This is a genomic window from Pseudovibrio sp. SCP20 (assembly GCF_057774105.1).
In genome coordinates, this window is sequence record NZ_JBYMDH010000002.1 from 405198 (window position 1) to 424458 (window position 19261).

Sequence of the window (19261 nt, forward strand, 5' to 3'; positions counted from 1 at the left end):
GGCAATTTGAGGATATAAACCTATGAAATCCATTTTCAAGTCTTTAGGTCTGGCAGCTTCTGCCGCTGCTCTATCCCTTGGTACTGCGATCAGCGCTCATGCGGTTGATCTGCAATTTTATTTCCCTGTAGCTGTTGGCGGTAAAGCCGCTCAAACCATTGAAGAGCTGACTGCAGAGTACGCAGCTGCAAATCCTGATGTGAACATTGATGCGGTTTATGCCGGTTCCTATCAGGACACCGTTTCCAAAGCGCTGACTGCAGCTCGCGGCGGCAATCCTCCGCAGCTCTCCGTGATTCTGTCAGTCGATATGTTCACTCTGATCGATGAAGACGTCATCATTGCATTTGACGAGATCGCCAACACCGAAGAAGACAAAAAGTGGCTGAACAGCTTCTATCCTGCCTTCATGGAGAACTCTCAGACTGGTGGTAAGACCTACGGCATTCCTTTCCAACGCTCCACTCCAGTTCTCTACTGGAACAAGGAAGCATTCAAGGCTGCTGGTCTGGATCCAGAAAAAGCACCTGCAACATGGGAAGAAATGGTTTCCATGGGCCAGAAGCTCGTCAAGAAAGATGCATCCGGCAACGTAACCCAGTGGGGCGTGCGTATTCCGTCCTCAGGCTTCCCATACTGGCTGTTCCAGGGGCTGACCACCGAGAACGACGTAATTCTGGCGAACTCTGACGGCAACAAGACCAACTTCGACGATCCAAAAGTAGTTGAAGCACTTCAGTACCTTGTCGACCTTTCCGCCAAGCATGGTGTGATGGCTCCGGGTATCATCGAATGGGGCGCAACTCCGAAGGCCTTTTTCGAAGGCAACACCGCGATGATGTGGACCTCTACTGGCAACCTGACTAACGTTCGCAACAACGCTCCGTTCGACTTCGGCGTTGCCATGCTGCCAGCAAACAAGCGTCGTGGTGCTCCTACTGGTGGTGGTAACTTCTACATCTTCAAAGACTCCAGCGATGAGCAGAAGAAAGCCTCTGTCGACTTCGTGAAATGGATCACCGCTCCAAAACAGGCTGCAAAATGGTCCATGGCAACTGGTTATGTTGCTCCATCTCCAGAGGCCTGGGAAACTGATGAGATGAAGGCTTATGCTGCTGACTTCCCACCAGCACTGGTTGCTCGCGAGCAGCTGAAACATGCGGTTGCTGAGCTTTCCACCTACCAGAACCAGCGCGTAACCCGCGTGTTCAACGATGCTCTGCATGCTGCAATCACCGGTAAGAAAACACCGGAAGAAGCTCTGAAGGGTGCACAGGCTGAAGCGGACCGTATTCTTTCTGAATACCGCTAAGTTCTTTTGATTTCACGTGACCCAGCGAGGCGCAGCTGTTTTGTGCCTCGCTCCAGCATTTTCCAAGAGGTTGCCAGATGACCAGACGTATGCAGTGGATTTACGCGTGGCTATTGCTCACTCCAGCAATGGTTATGTTGTTCGCGTTTACCCACTTCCCGGCCATCACCACCATCATCAATAGCTTCTTCTCCACTCCACGTGGGCGCAGGCCAGCCAAATTCGTCGGCTTGCGGAACTATGAAGAGTTGATAGCGGATCCAATCTTCTGGAAAGTGCTGGTCAACAACCTTTGGTATGCGATGGCAACCATTCCCGCATCCATTGGTATCTCCCTGCTTATGGCTATCTGGGTGAATGACAAGCTCAAAGGGCGCAGCCTTGTACGCATGTCATTCTTTGCACCAACAGTGTTGCCGTTGATTGCAGTGGCGAACATCTGGCTATTTTTCTACACGCCGGGCTTTGGCCTGATCGATCAGATCCGAATGGGTGTCTTTGGGCTTCCGGAAAACTCGTGGCTGGGCCAGCAGGAAACCGTGCTGATCTGCATGATGGTGGTGACCATCTGGAAGGAGGCCGGGTTCTTCATGATCTTCTATCTGGCAGCACTACAGGCCATTCCTCCTTCTTACAAAGAAGCCGCTGATATTGAAGGGGCAAGTCGCTGGACGTTCTTCTGGAAGATCACATGGCCACTGCTTATGCCAACAACTTTGTTCGTATCTATCAACGCTGTTATTAACTCCTTCAGATTGGTGGATCACATCTTCACCATGACGGGCGGCGGGCCAGATAACGCCTCGTCTTTGCTGCTCTTTTACATCTACGAGGTGGCCTTCAAATACTGGCAAACCTCTTACGCCGCCACGCTGACCGTCGTGATGCTGGCTCTTCTCTCGATCATCGCGATCGGCCAATTCTTCTTCATGGATCGTCGGGTGCATTACAGATGAGTGACTTATCTCTTTCCAAAACAGTTGAAGCTGCTCCTCCGCGCCAGTTCGATTTTGACCGTGCGCTCAACACGTTCGGCGCCTGGACGCTCGCGATCCTGTGGGCCTTGCCTTTGCTTTACGCGATATGGACGGCGTTTCACCCAGCGGCTTATGAGGCCAACTTTGAGCTGTTTGCTCCGCTTACTCTGGAGAACTTCACCAAGGCGTGGTCAGCAGCACCGTTTGCTCAGTACTTCCTGAACACGACCATGCTGGTGACGCTCATTCTAATTGCACAGTTCGTACTCTGTACTTTGGCAGCCTACGCCTTTGCTCGCTTTGAGTTTCCAGGATCCAACATCCTGTTCACACTTGTGCTTTTGCAGCTGCTGGTGATGCCGGACATCCTGATCGTCGAGAACTACAAGATGATCCGGAACCTTGGCCTGATAGACACCATTGTGGCGATTGGCCTGCCGTACATGGCATCCGGGTTTGGGATTTTCCTTCTGCGGCAGACGTTTAAGACCATTCCTCGCGAGCTGGATGAAGCGGCACGGGTGGAAGGTGCTGGTCCACTACTGGTTCTCTGGAAGGTATATGTGCCGCTGGCAATCCCGACCTACCTCGCTTATGGGCTTGTTTCCGTTAGTCACCACTGGAACAATTTCCTGTGGCCGCTCATCATCACGAACTCCGTTGAGACGCGGCCAGTGACTGTTGGGCTCTCAATTTTTGCGGCAGTAGATGGTGGTGTGGAATGGAGCGTGATCAATGCGGCGACACTGATGACGTCTGGCCCGCTGCTCATCGCTTTCCTGCTGTTTCAAAGACAATTTGTGCAGAGCTTCATGCGTGCGGGGATTAAGTAGGGAATTAGTAATTCCTACCCTTCAAATTTGATTGAAATAGGTGACCTTTGAGGAGGTTCACGACAGTTTTTTGAGGGGAATAGATGAGACTTGTCGCGATTACAGCCAGTATTCTTGCAGTATTACTCGGAGTATCCGGATGCGCCGTGGTTTCAGTAGGTGGCGCTGCCGTGTCTGTTGCATCGACAGCAGTCACAACAACTGCAAAGGTTGGGACAAGTGTCGTAGGAGGAGCGGTTGATCTTGCTATTCCCGACGATAACGAAGATGACGATGAATAATCCTATTACTTCAATAGGATAGATTGTTATTGAAGATTATTCTACGGTAACGGTCTGATTACTCGCCAAAACCACACCAATCGCGCGGTGCAGCTCGTTCATCTGGTCTTCATCCAGAACTTCAACGAGTTCATCGCGCGTTTCTGCATCCAGTTGTTCGAGAGTAAACTGCTCAGCCGGAAGCTCGACCAAAGGCTCTGCACTTGCTGAAACTGGCAGAATTGCACCATCCAGACGCTCAGCTTTGACACGAGCATCTTCTAGAATGACGTGCACAAGGCCACGGCGGTCATCGGGAAGATTAACCTCAGCAACAATCGCGTTGACTATATCGCGGTCTCCCAGCAGCAAGACTGGCGGCTTGGACGTCGCAGAATTGGTCATGGACAGGGCAGTGAGCAACGCGCCCAAAAGCACTACTAGAAAATACGGCATATACTAGATTCTTACGGTCGAAACGTTAGTTCAAGCTCAGATTATACAAGACAGAAGTATGAAGTAATAACCGCTCGAACTGGTTCATTTCTTTATATTCTTCCAATGTCTTACGCGCTAGTGCAGGATCATCCGTGATAATTCCATCTACGCCCATGGAGATGTAGCGTAACATGGTAGACGGATTGTTAACCGTCCAAACAAAAACCTGCTTATCGGTCTCTTGTGTTCTTCTGATGAAGTTCAGAGAGGCGGAAGCGGAGGAGACGGCTACGAAGTTTCCTTTGAGTTCGGAGAAATTGCCGATAGATGTGGCGGTAAGAAGGCCGATGTTCCAGTTTGGCTCAATTTTTCGCATTCTGGTGAGGGCTGGGCGGTCTAACGACATGATTGCTATGTCGTTTTCCATGTTCGTTTCTGTGACGATGCGCGCGACCTCGTTTTCGAGGTTTTCGTTGCGGCTGCGGGGATAATATTTGAGTTCAATGAGGAGAGTTGCCTTTCCCTTCACTAGCTCAAGAGCCTCACGGAGCGTTGGAACGCGCTCGCCCTGGAACTCCATATCGAACCAAGCGCCCACATCGAGAGACTGGATTTCCTCCAGTGTCAGATCCCAAGGGCTGGCTGGGTTACTGATCAGGCGCATGAAGTCACTGTCGTGGGCAATGACCACAGAACCGTCTGCAGTCTCCTGAACGTCGACCTCGACCCAGTCTGCTTTGTCTTCCAGCGCTCGCTCAATGGCCGCAATGGTGTTTTCCGGCGCGTGAGAGGAAGCGCCGCGGTGGGCGATGATCAGGACGTCCTTTTGAGGCAGGTCGGCTGAGACCCAGTAGGTTCCCGTCAGCACTACAATGGTTCCGACCACGCCAATAAGCGCAGCAAGGCGTAGAGGCGTCAGTGGGTTAGCCCATTTGCTCTCCAGCTTTGGTGTGTGCGGGACCTCAGAGAATGTGTGCCCTTTTCCATCAGCCACAAACAAAGCTGCCTTGAAAAGCAACGCCATAGTGCCGGACATCACGCCGCTGATCAACGTATTCCCGACGAACAGGAGCACGACGAGGCTACCTAAGATTGCGGCTAATGTCTCAGGGGAGCTCTCACCAAAAGAAATGGCGTAGGAGCCGACAAGTTCTAGGGAGATCAGGAAGAAGGCATGGATAAGGATGTCTAAAAGCAACCAAAGCGATACTGCGCCAGCAAAGACAGGACGCAGACCGCGAGAGAGGAACCTTGCGCGGGCAAATGCTGAACCGACTGGATGATCCCGCAAGACCACCAGTGGCAACGACAGCCCCCAAACGAGGATCGCATAGAGCGGCATTACAATGACCAGCGCGACACCAATTCCTATGAAGAACGCAGCCATCCAGAACTCAACAGGTTGAAACTGGAGGTAATAGTTGATGTCGTGCTCTTGTAGAAAGATCAGCACGCTCAAGGCGATAATGGCCAGACCCGGAACCATGGCCATCACCAATCGTTGTGTCAGCCGCCATGTAAACATGCCAAGACGCGGGAACATGCTGAGTGTTGAGAACAGAGCATATCGTGCTGCTGGGAAAGCGCTTTCCTGCCTGTCCAGCACTGCAAGCATGGCCACCTGCTCCAGCAAAGCCATGGCAATGAAGACCACGACAAAGACGAAGGCACCGAACAGACCTATGGGAGACAGGAAGAAGGAAGCGATTTCAAAATCAGCCAGAACCGCATTGCCTGACAGGCCGATAACGAAGTTACCAAGACCAGCAACGATGGGTGTGATTGCAACTGCGCCGATGAAAACAAAGGCGTAGTGGACCAGCAGCAAACGGAACGCGTTTGCTTTCCAACCATGGATTATCAATTGTGCAAGCGTGTGTAATCGCGCCGCCATAGCCTGTTCTTATCGTTGTTGGTGCAGACAGACTGACTGATTAATGCCAATTTCCTGAAATGTACCTGAAGAAGGTTCCGTAAGAGCGTATGGCTGAAGCGAAGTCAAGATATGCCAAACAAACGGTAACAACTGAGCAGGGGATTCGCGTATTTTCCCGATATTATCCCATTTATTTATGCGAATGATTTGCAACTGCAAAAGTGCGGAAAAGCTTTTAATGACAATAAGTTGCAACTAAAACTCATATTTAGAAAAAGTCTAAACTACTGAAAGTGCTCGTTTTTAAACTTGACAACAAAAGTCAAGAATATGAAATAGCCGCAGTTTCTCGCGCTTTAGAGCGTGAATACGTTTGCTAACTGAATTCGTGCAGCCTGGATTTTCCATGCTTAGCGTGAGGCGAGTTCACTGCACATTTAAGGGGATTACAATGAGCTTTATCCGTGGCGCTTTGCTCGGCACTGTAGCACTCGGCAGCCTTTCCACCGTTGCTGTCGCTGCAACTCCTTCTGACGTTCTTGCAACCTACGGCGACATCGCCCAGGCAGCGTTCGAAGACTCTCTGACAACTGCAAAAACTCTGCAGGTCGCTATCGACAAGCTTGTCGCAGAGCCAACCGAAGACAATCTGAAGGCAGCACGCCGCGCATGGATTGCAGCTCGTAACCCATACCAGCAGACCGAAGTTTACCGTTTTGGTAACGCGATCGTTGATGACTGGGAAGGCAAGGTCAACGCATGGCCGCTGGACGAAGGCCTGATCGACTACGTTGATGGCGCTTACGGCAATGAGTCCGAAGAGAACCCATACTACGCTGCAAACATCATCGCGAACGCGAAAGTGACTGTTGCTGGCGAAGAAATCGACGCAACCGAAATCACTCCTGCTCTGCTTGCTGATCAGCTTCAGGAAGCTGGTGAAGTGGAAGCAAACGTTGCAACCGGTTACCACGCAATTGAGTTCCTGCTGTGGGGACAAGATTTGAACGGAACGGGGAAAGGTGCTGGCAACCGCCCTGCTTCTGACTTCGACACTGCAAACTGCACCGGCGGCAACTGTGAGCGCCGCGTACAGTATCTTCAGGCAGCAACCACGCTACTTATCACCGATCTGGAAGAGATGGTGGCAGCATGGCAGGCTGACGGCGCAGCACGTAAAGATCTGGCTGACAAAGGCGAAGCTGCAGGCATCGCAACCATCCTGACCGGCATGGGTTCCCTGTCTTACGGCGAACTGGCTGGTGAGCGCATGAAGCTCGGCCTGATGCTGAACGACCCTGAAGAAGAGCATGACTGCTTCTCTGACAACACCCACATGTCTCACTACAACGACGTGGTTGGCATCAACAACGTATTCCAGGGTAAGTACACCCGCGTTGATGGCACTGTTGTTGAAGGTGCTTCCCTTAAGGACCTGCTGGCAAAGGCAGATTCCGCAGTTTCCGCTGAGCTGGAAGGCAAACTGAACGCATCTCTGGGTGCATTCACTGCTCTGAAAACCCGCGCAGAAACCACTGAAGCGTACGACCAGATGATCGGTGAAGGTAACACCGAAGGTAACGCTGTTGTTCAGGCAGCAGTTGACAGCCTGGTTGACCAGACCTCTTCTATCGAGCGCGCAGTTAAGGTTCTGAAGCTGGAACAGATTGCATTCGAAGGCTCCGACAGCCTCGACAATCCTTCTGCAGTATTCGAATAAGAAATCCGGTCCCGCATGAGGCATCTCATGCGGGACTTATTCCCTTTGAGCCTTCTTTTGCGTTGAAATGTGCGTTGGTTTGCGTGAATTAGCGTTTTTGCGAAGGCCTATGTAATACAGGCACCCGTTATGCCAGGAATGGTTCCAGCCACACTTCGCCGCCGTGCCGGAGTGATAGCCACTACCGCCGCCGCTTTTACCAGCATACTTATTCCCTCCGCTTCTGCTGTTGATCTGGACCAGCGAACCGACCTGAGCGCTGAAGACAAAGCGAAGGTCAGCCGGGTTCTGAAAGCGCCGACAGATTTCACCAAAGCTGAAAATTTTGAATTGATGCAGGCTGGGAAGTCGACGACCCAGAAGCCGCTCAATCGTGCTGTCTTTACTTTCCCAAGTGCCAACCTTCCGTTTGAGAAGCATCAGGACTTCCGTCTGGGGGAAAGCCTCTTCCAGAAGCTTTGGGTCTCTACCCCAAGTTCCACCCGTGCCTCTGACGGTCTTGGCCCGCTGTTTAACGCGCGTGCCTGTGAGAGCTGCCACCCGAAAGCTGGTCGTGGCCGCCCACCGATTGATGACGAGCGCCCGGTTTCTATCTTCATGCGCCTTTCTGTTGCCCCTTCCACACCAGAAGAGCGGGCTCTGATTGAGAGCGGTGAAGTTCCTCTTCTTCCAGAACCAACCTATGGCGGCCAGTTGCAGAACTTTGGCGTGCCGGGTGTGCCTGGTGAAGGAGAGATGAAGATTACCTACGAAGAGATCAAAGTAGACCTCTCCGAAGGCGAAGTCGCTTACCTGCGCAAGCCAACCTATACCATCGAGAACCTTGCTTACGGTCCGATGTCTGAGCACGCGTTGATTTCCGCTCGTGTTGCACCGCCGATGATTGGCCTTGGCCTTTTGGAAGCAATCGCAGAGACCGACATCACTTCTCAGGCTGATCCGGATGATGCAGACAATGACGGCATTTCCGGTCGTGTCAGCTGGGTGAACCCTGCAGATCCTGACAGTAAGATGATTGGCCGCTTTGGCTGGAAGGCCCTGAACGCAACTGTTCTGTCCCAGTCTGCTGGCGCGTTTGCCGGTGATATTGGTATCTCGACACCTTATGACCTGCGCAACTATGGCGACTGCACTGAAGCGCAGACCGCTTGTTTTGAGCAGGCGCATGGTGAGCAAGAGCACCTGGGTGTTTCAGAGGCTCCGGACCCGGTGCTCGATCTGGTCACGTTCTACTCCCAGAACCTTGCGGTGCCAGCGCGCCGTGATGTGAGTGATGCGCAAGTGCTTGCTGGTAAGAAGGTATTTTATGAGGCAGGCTGTGCAAGCTGCCACACGCCAAAATACGTCACCAGCCGCACAGCAGAGAATCCAGAGCATCAGTTCCAGCTGATCTGGCCTTATACAGACCTGCTGTTGCACGATATGGGCGAAGGTTTGTCTGATGGTCGTCCAACAGGTTCCGCCAGCGGAAATGAATGGAAAACACCGCCGCTTTGGGGTATTGGACTGACTGAAACTGTCAATAATCACAGGTTCTTCCTGCACGATGGACGTGCACGCGGCTTGCTGGAAGCAGTGCTGTGGCACGGTGGTGAAGCGGAAGCTGCCAAAACCCGTGTGGTTGAAATGCCTGCTAAGGATCGAGCCAATCTGATCCGGTTCCTGGAGTCTCTTTGATGCAGTTTAAGCGCGCTGTCACTTTCAGCCTGGCCCTGACCGCAGTTACCGCGGTATCTACCCCCTCTTTTGCGGCAGATACTCCGGACTATGCTCAATTCACACGCTCCAGTGTTGAGCAGTACATCCGGCCAGCAGCCCAGCAGCTTGTCAGTGCGCTTACTGATCTTGAGAAAAGCACAGGCGATCTTTGCACCACCCCCACTGCAGACAACTCTGCGGTCTTCAATGAAGCCTTTCGCAAATCTGTTGCTGCGCTGGCAGGTGTCGACTTTCTGAGATTTGGCCCGATGGCGCAGGACAACCTTGCTCAGCGCCTTGCCTTTTTGCCGGACAGCCGCGGTGTTGTGCGTCGGCAGATCAATAAAGTGGTCGCCAAGCAGGATCCGACGGTTCGTGAGCCTGCCGCGCTCTCCGTGAAAAGTGTTGCCTTGCAGGGCCTGACAGCTCTGGAGCGGATCTCTTACGCGAGCGATGGTTCTCTGACCCTCGGCACCGGCAAAGACGCAGAGTTTCTTTGTGATTATGCCGAGAGCATCAGCATCAATCTGGTGGGCGCCGGACTGGAGCTGGAAGCAGAATGGGCGTCTCCCGATGGGTTCTCTGAGGTTCTGCTGAACCCAAGCAAAGACGGCGGCGTGGTGCACACTCACAAAGAAGCTGCGGAGATGGTGTTCAACTCCATCACCACGGACCTAATCGTCGACAAAGACCAGTACCTGCTTGTTGTGCTTGGCAAGACCGAGAAGAAAGCCAACCCGAAGAAGGCTCCTTTTGCACGCAGCGGCAATGCGGTGACCTACCTTTCTGCAAGCCTTGCTGGCCTGCAAGGCGCTCTGAATGCGGGTGGTTATGCCAAGGTTCTGGAAGACGAGCAGGACTGGGTGGACAGCTCACTCAATTTTGAATTCTCCAATGCTCAGCGCGTGCTTGCCAACTTGCCAAAGCCGCTTCAGGACACAGGCAAAGAGCCTGAGGTTCGTGAGCAGCTGCGCTATCTGATCACCATCATCGATGGCATCAAGGTGGTGATGGCAGAAGATCTTGCTGGCTACCTTGGCCTTGCCGGAGGCTTCAATGCGCTTGATGGCGACTAAACCTCTTGCTCTGAGCCGACGGCAGTTTCTGACAGGTCTGGCGGCCTCTGGCGTTGCACTCAGCGCCAGCAGCTCTCTGGCCTTTGCCAGTGGTCTGCCATTTGCGGAAGCGGAAGACCTGCAGCTGTTTGCCAGTGCTCTGCGCACGCCAACCGGCAGCTACGCGCTGGCCGTGTTCAGTGAAGACGGTGAAATCCTCTATCAGACAGCGCTGCCAGATCGTGGTCATGCCATTTCCTTTGACCGCAACAGCATGCGGCTGCTCTCCTTTGCGCGTCGTCCTGAGAACTTTGCGGTGCTTGCGGATCTGACAGGTGCGCGGGAGCCTCTCGTGTTCACATCTCCCGAGGGCCGGCACTTTTACGGTCACGGCGTGTTCTCACCTGACGGTCGCCTGGCTTATGCGCCGGAGAACGACTTTGAGAAAGTGCGCGGTGTAATCGGCGTCTATGATCTTTCCGGGGACCAGCCAAAGCGGATTGGCGAGTTTGAGAGTTACGGTGTTGGGCCGCATGACTTGCTGATGTCGCCTGATGGCTCCCAGCTTGTTGTTGCCAATGGCGGGATTGAAACCCACCCTGATAAGGGGCGTGAGAAGCTCAATCTGGACAGCATGCAGCCGAACGTGGCTTTCATTGACACCGCGACCGGTGACCTGCTTGTCAAGCAAGCGTTGGGTTCTGACCTGCATCAGCTTTCCCTGCGCCACATGAGTTTTGACGGCAATGGGGACGTGTGGGTGGGCGGCCAGTTTCAGGGCGCCAAGGATGCAACACCTCCGCTGATGGTGCATCTGGGGCTCGATAAGGCCGCTACTGCGCTGGAGATGCCTCTGGAGGTCACGCAGGGCTTGCAAAACTACGTTGGCAGCGTGGAGATGAACCGAACGGGCGACGTGATTGCCGCCTCCTGCCCGCGCGGTGGCAAGATCCTCTACTGGGATGTGGCGGAGCGTTCGTTCATTGGCTTCCACCAGGTTGCCGATGGCTGCGGTGTGGCTCCGCTGGATGAGGAAAGCTTTGCGATTACTGACGGAAACGGCGCCATCAGCTTTGGTGGAACCGACGATGACGTGGCCCAGATTATCAGCCAAAGCGCAGGCATCAGCTGGGATAACCACCTGACACCACTGGGTATCTTGCGGGAGGGATAGGTTCTCCCGCGCCTTTCCACATTTTCGAGGGTTGTTGTAATTGGCGCATTGCAGCGCGGCCTAGGATCGGGTAAAGACTACAGCACCTCAAGGGCACCTACGCCCAATACAGGCACCCGTAGCTCAGTTGGATAGAGCGCTGCCCTCCGAAGGCAGAGGCCAGAGGTTCGAATCCTCTCGGGTGCGCCATATTTTTCAATAATTTGGCAACACAGGACTTATCGCTTTATACCTCAAATCAACACAGTTTCTGAGATACGCAGAAGAAGCTTGGCCTACATCTCAACTCGTTGCAAGCAATCCTAGCAAAAGCGTCAAACCATTTCAGAGGACCATCCGTTCGTTAGAACTTCGTAGACTGGCTTGATGTTGAACGCGGGTGTTATAGTAGGAAAAGTACGAAATACTGCCCAACAGAGAAGCCAATTTTGTTAAGCAGCTAAGTTCCAAATTGAATTCTTATTGTACAACATTAACCGTTCATATAACTAGCATGCTTAAATGGATTTGAAGAGACGATATAAGGCAGGGCTCATGCGGATTTTGTTTCTAACAGGGGGCTTTGGGGTAACCTCGGAAACGTTTATTTATAATCGTGTGCTTTCGTGGGTAAAACAAGGTCATAAACTTCAAGTTGTCACTCTCAAACGACAACAACCAGATCTATTTCCGTTTGATCACGTTGCAGAATTATCTCGGCCCAATCTTCTTGAGCGTTTACAAGAAAAGATAGCTCGTCGCCTTGGAACAGCAAATGTTATTAAGTATGCCGCTGTTTACCAAAAACAACTTGAAGCAAAGATTAAAGAATTTAAGCCTGAAAGAATTCACGCAGAGTTTGGCAACATGGGAGCCTTGATAGCTCCTCTATGCCATCAACATAAAATTCCGCTTAGCGTCTTTATGCATGCCTTTGACATCACCGAGTTGCCCTACAAGGACACACGCTGGTCTCAAGCATACAAAACCATGTTTGACATTGCTGAAGTCATTCATACTCCATCAGAGTTCATGCGCCAGAAAGTTATCGAACTTGGAGCTCCGGAACAGTTAGTTCGCGTTACACATAATAGCATTGACACCTCAAAATGGACATACTCAGATCCAACTCAACGCTTTGATGGCCAAACCGTTCGCTTTCTTTTTGTTGGTCGGCTTGTTGAGAAAAAGGGACCAATTCAGCTCCTTAAAGCTTTTCAGAAATGCATATCGTGTTTACCTGACTCACTTTACGCGCATTTGACGATTTGTGGCTCTGGCCCTTTGGAAAAGAAGGTTGCCGAATTTGTCAAGGCCTTAAAATTGGAACAGCAAGTTAAACTAGTCGGGAGTTGTAGTCATCGTCAGGTTCGTGAATACATGACTCAAGCCCATATTTTAGTCCAGCATAGCGTTACAACCAAAGACGGCGATATGGAAGGACTCCCTGTTTCTCTAACTGAAGCAGCCGCCTCAGGCCTTCCGATAATCTCTACACGCCATAGTGGTATTCCAGAAGTTGTTCGACATGGTATAAATGGGTACTTGGTAGAAGAAAACGACATTGATGGAATGGCCAAATACATGTGCGAACTAGCTCAGGATCCTGAACTATGGCTACATTTCGGCCAAAATGGCCATAAATTAATCCAAAAAGAATTTGCTCTATAGAAAATATAAGACGATCTCAAAATGCCGAGCCTTCCTACAAAAATCTATCACTACTTTCTTGAAGCTTATCGCACGAGACTTCTTGAAAAACGCGAATGGCGGCATGAGAGAAAATTTATATGGAATTATTTGTATGAACTGAAAAGAAAGCAAATTAGACCAGTAGAGAATTACACAGAAACGGACAATTCTATACTTCACAATCTGCATCGTGGTAATCGATGTGTTATTGTCGGCTCAGCTCCATCAATTAACGACTTACCTTTAGAGCGAATTTCTGAGGATTATATTTTTCTTTTAAACAATACTTATCTGATTAAGGATCGGTTCGGAAAAATTCCAGATGCTTGGGTTTTAGGTGATCCAGCTGCTTACAATGACTATGCGAAGCACTATGACCCATCTACGTTCCGTGATGTATTTTTAAGCTCAAATATTCCTGCTGATTGGACTGGTGACAATATTCATAGATACTCCTACTTTCAGTTTCCGGCAATTTACGATGGCTTTTGCCAATTCGATCTTACAAAACCTCTATATCAAGCTCATACTGTTGCATTATTTGCGTGCCAAATTGCTGTCGCCATGGGCTTCAAAGAAATCGTCTTGATCGGCATCGATCTTAGCTTCTCTCCAGAACAACCACATTTTTATCAAAGTAGTAGCAGGGAGAGGGATTGGGCGCGAACCATTTCCATTCAGCGCCGCGAGAAGATGCTTTCCGGTTTTAAGATTTTTGCAGAGCTCGCAAAAGAGCAAGGCGTAAAAATTGTAAACGCTTCTCCTATGAAGGGCATACAAGATGTAGAAAATCGAGACTTTGCTACATTCTTCCAATAAAATTCAGAATAACTAACATACAAATAAGAAATATTAAATATATTTAGAATTTATGCAGTCCTTGAAATACTTTTACATTCTTTCAAGTAAACATTTCTCAAATTCAGAAGTGTTTCGATGGTGCTCTCAGCTGAGCACCACATCCCATCCAAGTTTTTATATTTTTGGTATAACACATAAATAATGAATACAGCCTCATCAACAGAACGATGCCGCGTACGTCGTTCAAAGACTTGATAATCCACCGTAAAACCCCAGCCAGCATAACATGGCTTTCCGAAAACGTGAACCTCTTTACCCATCATAGCGGCCTCAAAGCCAAGCATTGAAGTAAAAACATAAACCCGCTCAACCGTTTCCATCAGTGTAATCGGATTTATCTTCTCCGTAATCAGCTTAATCTGTCCCGTATCCTGTAAATCACCATAATAGGACTTTTCAATTCCGCCACGCTTCCCATTCAATGTATCTGGGTGAACCTTAACGAGAATTTCGGCATCTGGATTCTGAGCAATCGCAACTTCTAACATGCCTCGAAAAGACTTAGCTGCTCCACCACTTTTCAAAATAGCCCAATCATTACGTGCTTGCTCAACAACGAGTACACGCTTACGTCTCGTTGTTTCCCACTTTAGCGGAGATAAGGCTTGATCATTGTATTTTGTCAAACAATTGCAGATGATAGTTTCACGAATTTTTCGAGCCCGCAGAATATCTTGATCCGTCAAAGTTAACTCAGGATCATTAAGCATGACCTCGATCCGTGAGAGCTGTTCAGGATCGTAATGAAAACCCAAATCATCAACAAAAAAGCATAAGGCTCGATTAAAGACCGACGAGCTTTTATCCATTAAAATACTACGTAAAAAGCCAGCTTCTATAAAAAAAACTTTCTCCACATTGAGTTTATAGAGCATTTTTGCGTTTTTTAAAAAATCATTATAACCAAAACAAAGTACAAAATCATCCTTGCTTAAGTCATCAGGAATTCCATGTAAAACTTGAACCCCTAAACTTTCTACAAAAAATGCCCTGCCGTGCAGTTCTTTCGAAGAAGTCAGTAAAATCAATCGACCGGTCGACACGTTATCTAAAAATACATCGTCGATAATTAATGGATTTGCTAGTCGGCGTTTTTCATTATCTTTCAGAAATTTTGAAGCATATCTATTAGCTTCACGCTGTTTCAGCCGCGCCACAAATTTACGAAAAATATTCAAAATTCCCCACCACACTCGAGTAGAATCCAATAAGTAACAACCAATAATTATTATGTATATTAAGCAGGATACTTAATTTGAGCTCATAGTTTTTTTCGCTTCGGGAAAGAGGTTGTCGGAAGATTGCCTTGCCATCCAATCAAATAATTTCTCATATTCGCTACGATACTTTTCAATATTCTCTAATAAATCCTTGAACTCCCTGAAAGACGTTGCTGTTGGTATTTCAGCATCAGCACTTTCAATCAGCCCTTTGATCTTGTGGGAGTTTCCTTCACTCGCAATAAATGGCGTTCTAGCTTTACAAGCAGCATAAACTGCGTGGTGTTGGCCTGTTACCACGTATTCATATTCAGACAGTTTTCGAATAGTCTCTTCCCAATTTTGCGCCTTTAGCGACACATAATCAGCATGGGGTAGTAATTCATCATTACGAAGAAACACATCGGTATCAGGACAACGAAAATCTGTGTATGCTACTCCAGATCGTTGAAACTCATCCTGTGGGCCAACAGTTGGGCCATAGAAAAACGAGGCATCAATACAAACATTAGAGTCAACACCGTGCTTCTCAAGAAGTTCTCGTTGACTTAACTTTTCTCGTACCTGGATCCCAGCAAGCTGTTTTAGCACAGCGTTATACTCGCTACTATTATCCTGCCAGACGGTGTTAATTAGATATGCAGGAACACCAGCTTCGACAGCTCTCTGCAAAATACCCATCTTTTTATGAAAATGCTCTCGGGAATGGTGCATAGACCCTTCTCCGTTCACAACTACAGCATCATATGGCTCAATAAAAGTTGCTAATCTCCAGCCTCTATCTTCTGCAGCCCTTCTCAAGGACTTCATTACTGCAGCACACCCGCAATGAAAGTTGGAATGACTACCCAATAAGCGTACAACAGGTAAACCGTTCTTTTTTGTCCGAACAAGTACTCGTTCGTACTCAAATCCAGCTTCTTTTTCTTTCCTAAGTCCTGCTTTGATCCGCAAATGCTTCCAATAATTTTTTATTTGTTGAACCAAACTTTCATTCCTAATTATGTGTGCATCTCACGATAAAGGCCGGACAGGTCTGAGAGCCCCGTCTAAAGCTCCTATCGTTAGCTCTTTTTTCAATGCTGTTACGAGAGCTTTACGACTTTACTCTGAGTTTATCAACCTAATAGAAACACCACGGTTTTGTCTTCAAAAATCAGATAAGTAGATGCCCCGCAATCCCTAGAATGAGATTGATAAGATAAGCGTTTTTGCTTCAACAACTTAAATCTGCGATGAATAATATAGAACAAACGCTGCTCAAAAGAAAAACGGACGGTGTTGGGGACCGCCCGCTTTATGAACTTTGTCGCTGAAATCAGCTCTTAGAAGTGGACTGATTTGGAGTCCAGTGGCTTCTGGAGTGGTGGGGCGAACTTGGTGAGGTTGATACCTTCTACCGCTGCCTTGTACTCGTCCATGCTTGGTGTTCTGCCCAGAATTGCGGAAAGAACAACAACAGGCGTGGAGGCCAGCAAGGATTCACCCTTCTTCTCTGCCGTATCTTCTACCACACGGCCCTGGAACAGGCGGGTAGAGGTTGCCAGAACGGTATCACCCTTAGCAGCCTTTTCCTGGTTACCCATGCAAAGGTTACAGCCAGGGCGCTCCAGGTACATGATGTTTTCGTATTCGGTACGAGCTTTTGCTTTTGGCATCAGATCGTCGAACTCGAAACCGGAGTACTTCTGCAGGATCTCCCAGTCGCCCTCTTCCTTCAACTCATCAATGATGTTGTAGGTAGGAGCTGCAACAACGAGTGGAGCCTTGAATTCGACTTTACCACCGCTCTTCTCAAGGTTCTTGAGCATCTGAGCAACGATCTTCATGTCGCCCTTGTGAACCATACAGGAACCAACGAAGCCCAGATCAACCTTCTTGTCGCCGCCATAGTAGGAAACAGGACGGATGGTGTCGTGGGTGTAACGCTTGGAAACGTCGTCGTTGTTCACGTCCGGGTCAGCGATCATCGGCTCATCGATCTGGTCCAGATCAACAACAACTTCAGCGAAGTATTTCGCGTTGTCATCCGGGGTCAGAGCAGATTTCTCACCAGACTTGATCTCAGCAATGCGCTTGTCCGCTTTCGCGATCAGGCCAGCCAGAACCTTCGCATCGTTGTCCATGCCTTTGTCGATCATGATCTGGATGCGGTGCTTGGCCAGCTCAAGAGAACCGATCAGAGTTTCATCGTTGGAGATACAGATGGAGGCTTTTGCCTTCATTTCTGCAGTCCAGTCGGTAAATGTGAAGGCCTGGTCAGCCAGCAGAGTGCCAATGTGCACTTCGATGATGCGGCCCTGGAACACGTTGTCGCCGTGCTGCTTGAGCATCTGCGCCTGTGTTGCGTGCACAACATCACGGAAGTCCATGTGATCCTTCATGGTGCCTTTGAAGGTCACTTTCACGCTCTCTGGGATCGGCATGGTTGCTTCACCGGTTGCCAGTGCCAGAGCAACAGTACCGGAGTCCGCACCGAACGCCACGCCTTTGGACATACGGGTGTGGCTGTCGCCGCCGATGATGATGTCCCAGTCGTCCACGGTGATGTCGTTGAGCACCTTATGGATCACGTCTGTCATGGAGTGATAGACGCCCTTAGGATCACGCGCGGTGATCAAGCCGAACTTGTTCATAAACTTCATGAGTTTAGGAATGTTGGCCTGCGCCTTCAGATCCCAAACAGAAGCAGTGTGACAGCCAGACTGGTACGCGCCATCAACAGTTGGAGAGATGACGGTTGCCGCCATGGACTCCAGTTCCTGTGAGGTCATCAGACCAGTGGTATCCTGAGAACCAACGATGTTCACCTTCACGCGAACGTCGGAACCAGCGTGCAGAGTTGCGCCTGGAGTGGTGCCAACTGCGTTGCGGTTGAAGATCTTCTCAACAGCGGTCAGGCCCTGACCTTCAACGGAGATCTCTTTGGACGGTGCGAAAGCGGACTTCAGCTCAATGCCCAGTGTTTCAGATGCAAATGTCTGCAACTTTTTACCGAACACAACAGCGTAGGAACCGCCTGCTTTCATAAACTCAACTTTTTGAGGTGTGAAAGCAGAAGAAATATCGACCAGCTCTTTGTCACCGTCATACAGCTTCTTGGTCTTGGTGTTGATGGTCAGAACCTTACCAGTCTCAACAGAGTAAGCCTGCTCAAGAACCGGATCGCCATTTTCATCCAGAACAGCATTGCCGTCTGCATCCAGCTTCTTGACCCAGTTTTTCAGATCAAGACCGATACCGCCGGTCACGCCAACAGTGGTCAGGAAGATTGGAGAAATGCCGTTGGTGCCTGCAACAACTGGTGCGATGTTCACGAAAGGAACATATGGGCTCGCCTGCTTGCCCGCCCAAAGCGCAACGTTGTTCACGCCGGACATACGGGAAGAGCCAACACCCATGGTGCCTTTTTCAGCAATCAGCATCACGCGGGCATCAGGGTTTGCTTTCTGCAATTCCTGAATTTCAGCCTGTGCTTCAGGTGAAATCATGCACTTGCCGTGTAGTTCACGGTCAGAACGGGAGTGCGCCTGGTTGCCTGGAGAAAGAAGGTCTGTGGAGATATCGCCTTCACCAGCGATGAAGGTAACAACCTTGATCTCTTCTTCTACTTCAGGAAGCTTGGTGAAGAACTCAGCCTTCGCGTAGCTTTCCAGAATGTCTTTTGCAACAGCGTTGCCTGCTTTAAACGCAGCAGCAAGACGATCCGTGTCAGCGTCATACAGGAACACCTGAGTTTTCAGAACGTCTGCAGCCTGAGCGGCGATTGCAGCGTCATCACCCAGCGCCAGATCAAGCAGAACCTCAACAGAAGGACCACCCTTCATGTGAGAGAGCAGCTCAAAAGCAAATGCAGGCGTAATCTCTTCTACAACAGAGCCACCGAGAATGATCTCTTTCAAGAACGCAGCCTTCACACCAGCAGCGCTCGTGGTGCCTGGCAGCGTGTTGTAAATGAAGAACTTGAGCGACTCTGCTCTGTGTTCGTTCTCAAGATCTTTAATCTGCGCGATGATTTCACCAACAAGGGCACCATCTTCAATCGGCTTCGGGTTCAGTCCCTCACCTTTACGCGTTTCAATCTCATTCAGGTAGTCTGTGTACAAGCTCATGATTATCCTGGCGATTTAGTGTTAGATGTAGCTTGAACGCCGGGTCACAGAATC

Annotated in this window: 14 protein-coding genes and 1 tRNA gene; 10 read left to right on the plus strand and 5 right to left on the minus strand. The window is 49.9% G+C overall.

The features are described 5' to 3' along the window. The first annotated feature begins 22 nt into the window (after window positions 1-22). The 3 genes from AC3CB2_RS10390 (at window position 23) to AC3CB2_RS10400 (ending at window position 3122) form a co-directional block, all read left to right on the plus strand. Window positions 23-1312, plus strand: coding sequence for an ABC transporter substrate-binding protein (locus AC3CB2_RS10390; protein WP_352932422.1), 1290 nt, complete (start codon window positions 23-25; stop codon window positions 1310-1312). Window positions 1313-1389: 77 nt separating this feature from the next. Continuing rightward, window positions 1390-2268, plus strand: a complete 879-nt coding sequence (locus tag AC3CB2_RS10395) for a carbohydrate ABC transporter permease (protein ID WP_352932420.1) — start codon at window positions 1390-1392, stop codon at window positions 2266-2268. After that, complete coding sequence (locus AC3CB2_RS10400; RefSeq protein ID WP_352932417.1) at window positions 2265-3122, plus strand: carbohydrate ABC transporter permease; 858 nt, start codon at window positions 2265-2267, stop codon at window positions 3120-3122. Before AC3CB2_RS10395 ends, AC3CB2_RS10400 begins: the two co-directional genes overlap by 4 nt. A 317-nt stretch (window positions 3123-3439) precedes the next feature. On the opposite strand, the gene AC3CB2_RS10405 is transcribed toward AC3CB2_RS10400, so the two are convergent. Then, the gene (locus tag AC3CB2_RS10405) at window positions 3440-3838 is read right to left on the minus strand and encodes a hypothetical protein (protein ID WP_352932415.1); all 399 of its coding nucleotides are present in this window, start codon (window positions 3836-3838) and stop codon (window positions 3440-3442) included. Window positions 3839-3863: 25 nt separating this feature from the next. Continuing rightward, entirely contained in the window at window positions 3864-5714 is a 1851-nt protein-coding gene (locus tag AC3CB2_RS10410) for a glycerophosphodiester phosphodiesterase (RefSeq protein WP_352932413.1), read from the minus strand. A gap of 433 nt (window positions 5715-6147) precedes the next feature. Here AC3CB2_RS10410 and AC3CB2_RS10415 point away from each other — a divergent pair, with 433 nt between their 5' ends. From AC3CB2_RS10415 to AC3CB2_RS10445, 7 genes are all read left to right on the plus strand, one after another. Next, window positions 6148-7416, plus strand: a complete 1269-nt coding sequence (locus AC3CB2_RS10415; protein ID WP_008548212.1) for an imelysin family protein — start codon at window positions 6148-6150, stop codon at window positions 7414-7416. 129 nt (window positions 7417-7545) lie between these two features. Continuing rightward, window positions 7546-9093 carry a di-heme oxidoreductase family protein gene (locus AC3CB2_RS10420; RefSeq protein WP_352932411.1) on the plus strand — a complete coding sequence of 516 codons (1548 nt, stop codon included), beginning with the start codon at window positions 7546-7548 and terminating at the stop codon, window positions 9091-9093. Then, on the plus strand, window positions 9093-10190 hold the full coding sequence (locus AC3CB2_RS10425) for an imelysin family protein (RefSeq protein WP_352932409.1): 1098 nt from the start codon (window positions 9093-9095) through the stop codon (window positions 10188-10190). Before AC3CB2_RS10420 ends, AC3CB2_RS10425 begins: the two co-directional genes overlap by 1 nt. After that, a complete protein-coding gene (locus AC3CB2_RS10430) occupies window positions 10180-11343 on the plus strand; it encodes a DUF1513 domain-containing protein (RefSeq protein WP_352932407.1) in 1164 nt (387 codons plus the stop codon). Before AC3CB2_RS10425 ends, AC3CB2_RS10430 begins: the two co-directional genes overlap by 11 nt. Window positions 11344-11455: 112 nt before the next feature. After that, window positions 11456-11532 (plus strand) — tRNA-Arg (locus AC3CB2_RS10435). Between the two features lie 312 nt (window positions 11533-11844). Then, a complete protein-coding gene (locus AC3CB2_RS10440) occupies window positions 11845-12993 on the plus strand; it encodes a glycosyltransferase (protein WP_352932405.1) in 1149 nt (382 codons plus the stop codon). 21 nt (window positions 12994-13014) lie between these two features. Beyond that, complete coding sequence (locus tag AC3CB2_RS10445) at window positions 13015-13833, plus strand: 6-hydroxymethylpterin diphosphokinase MptE-like protein (protein WP_352932402.1); 819 nt, start codon at window positions 13015-13017, stop codon at window positions 13831-13833. Between the two features lie 50 nt (window positions 13834-13883). Here AC3CB2_RS10445 and AC3CB2_RS10450 read toward each other — a convergent pair whose 3' ends face one another. The 3 genes from AC3CB2_RS10450 to AC3CB2_RS10460 all read right to left on the minus strand — a co-directional run bounded on the left by AC3CB2_RS10450 (window position 13884) and on the right by AC3CB2_RS10460 (window position 19207). Beyond that, window positions 13884-15053 carry a capsular polysaccharide export protein, LipB/KpsS family gene (locus tag AC3CB2_RS10450; RefSeq protein ID WP_352932400.1) on the minus strand — a complete coding sequence of 390 codons (1170 nt, stop codon included), beginning with the start codon at window positions 15051-15053 and terminating at the stop codon, window positions 13884-13886. Window positions 15054-15125: 72 nt separating this feature from the next. Next, window positions 15126-16082, minus strand: a complete 957-nt coding sequence (locus tag AC3CB2_RS10455; protein WP_352932398.1) for a polysaccharide pyruvyl transferase family protein — start codon at window positions 16080-16082, stop codon at window positions 15126-15128. Between the two features lie 338 nt (window positions 16083-16420). Beyond that, window positions 16421-19207 (minus strand): bifunctional aconitate hydratase 2/2-methylisocitrate dehydratase, encoded by a 2787-nt coding sequence (locus tag AC3CB2_RS10460; RefSeq protein ID WP_352932395.1) that lies wholly within the window; start codon window positions 19205-19207, stop codon window positions 16421-16423. Window positions 19208-19261: the final 54 nt, after the last annotated feature.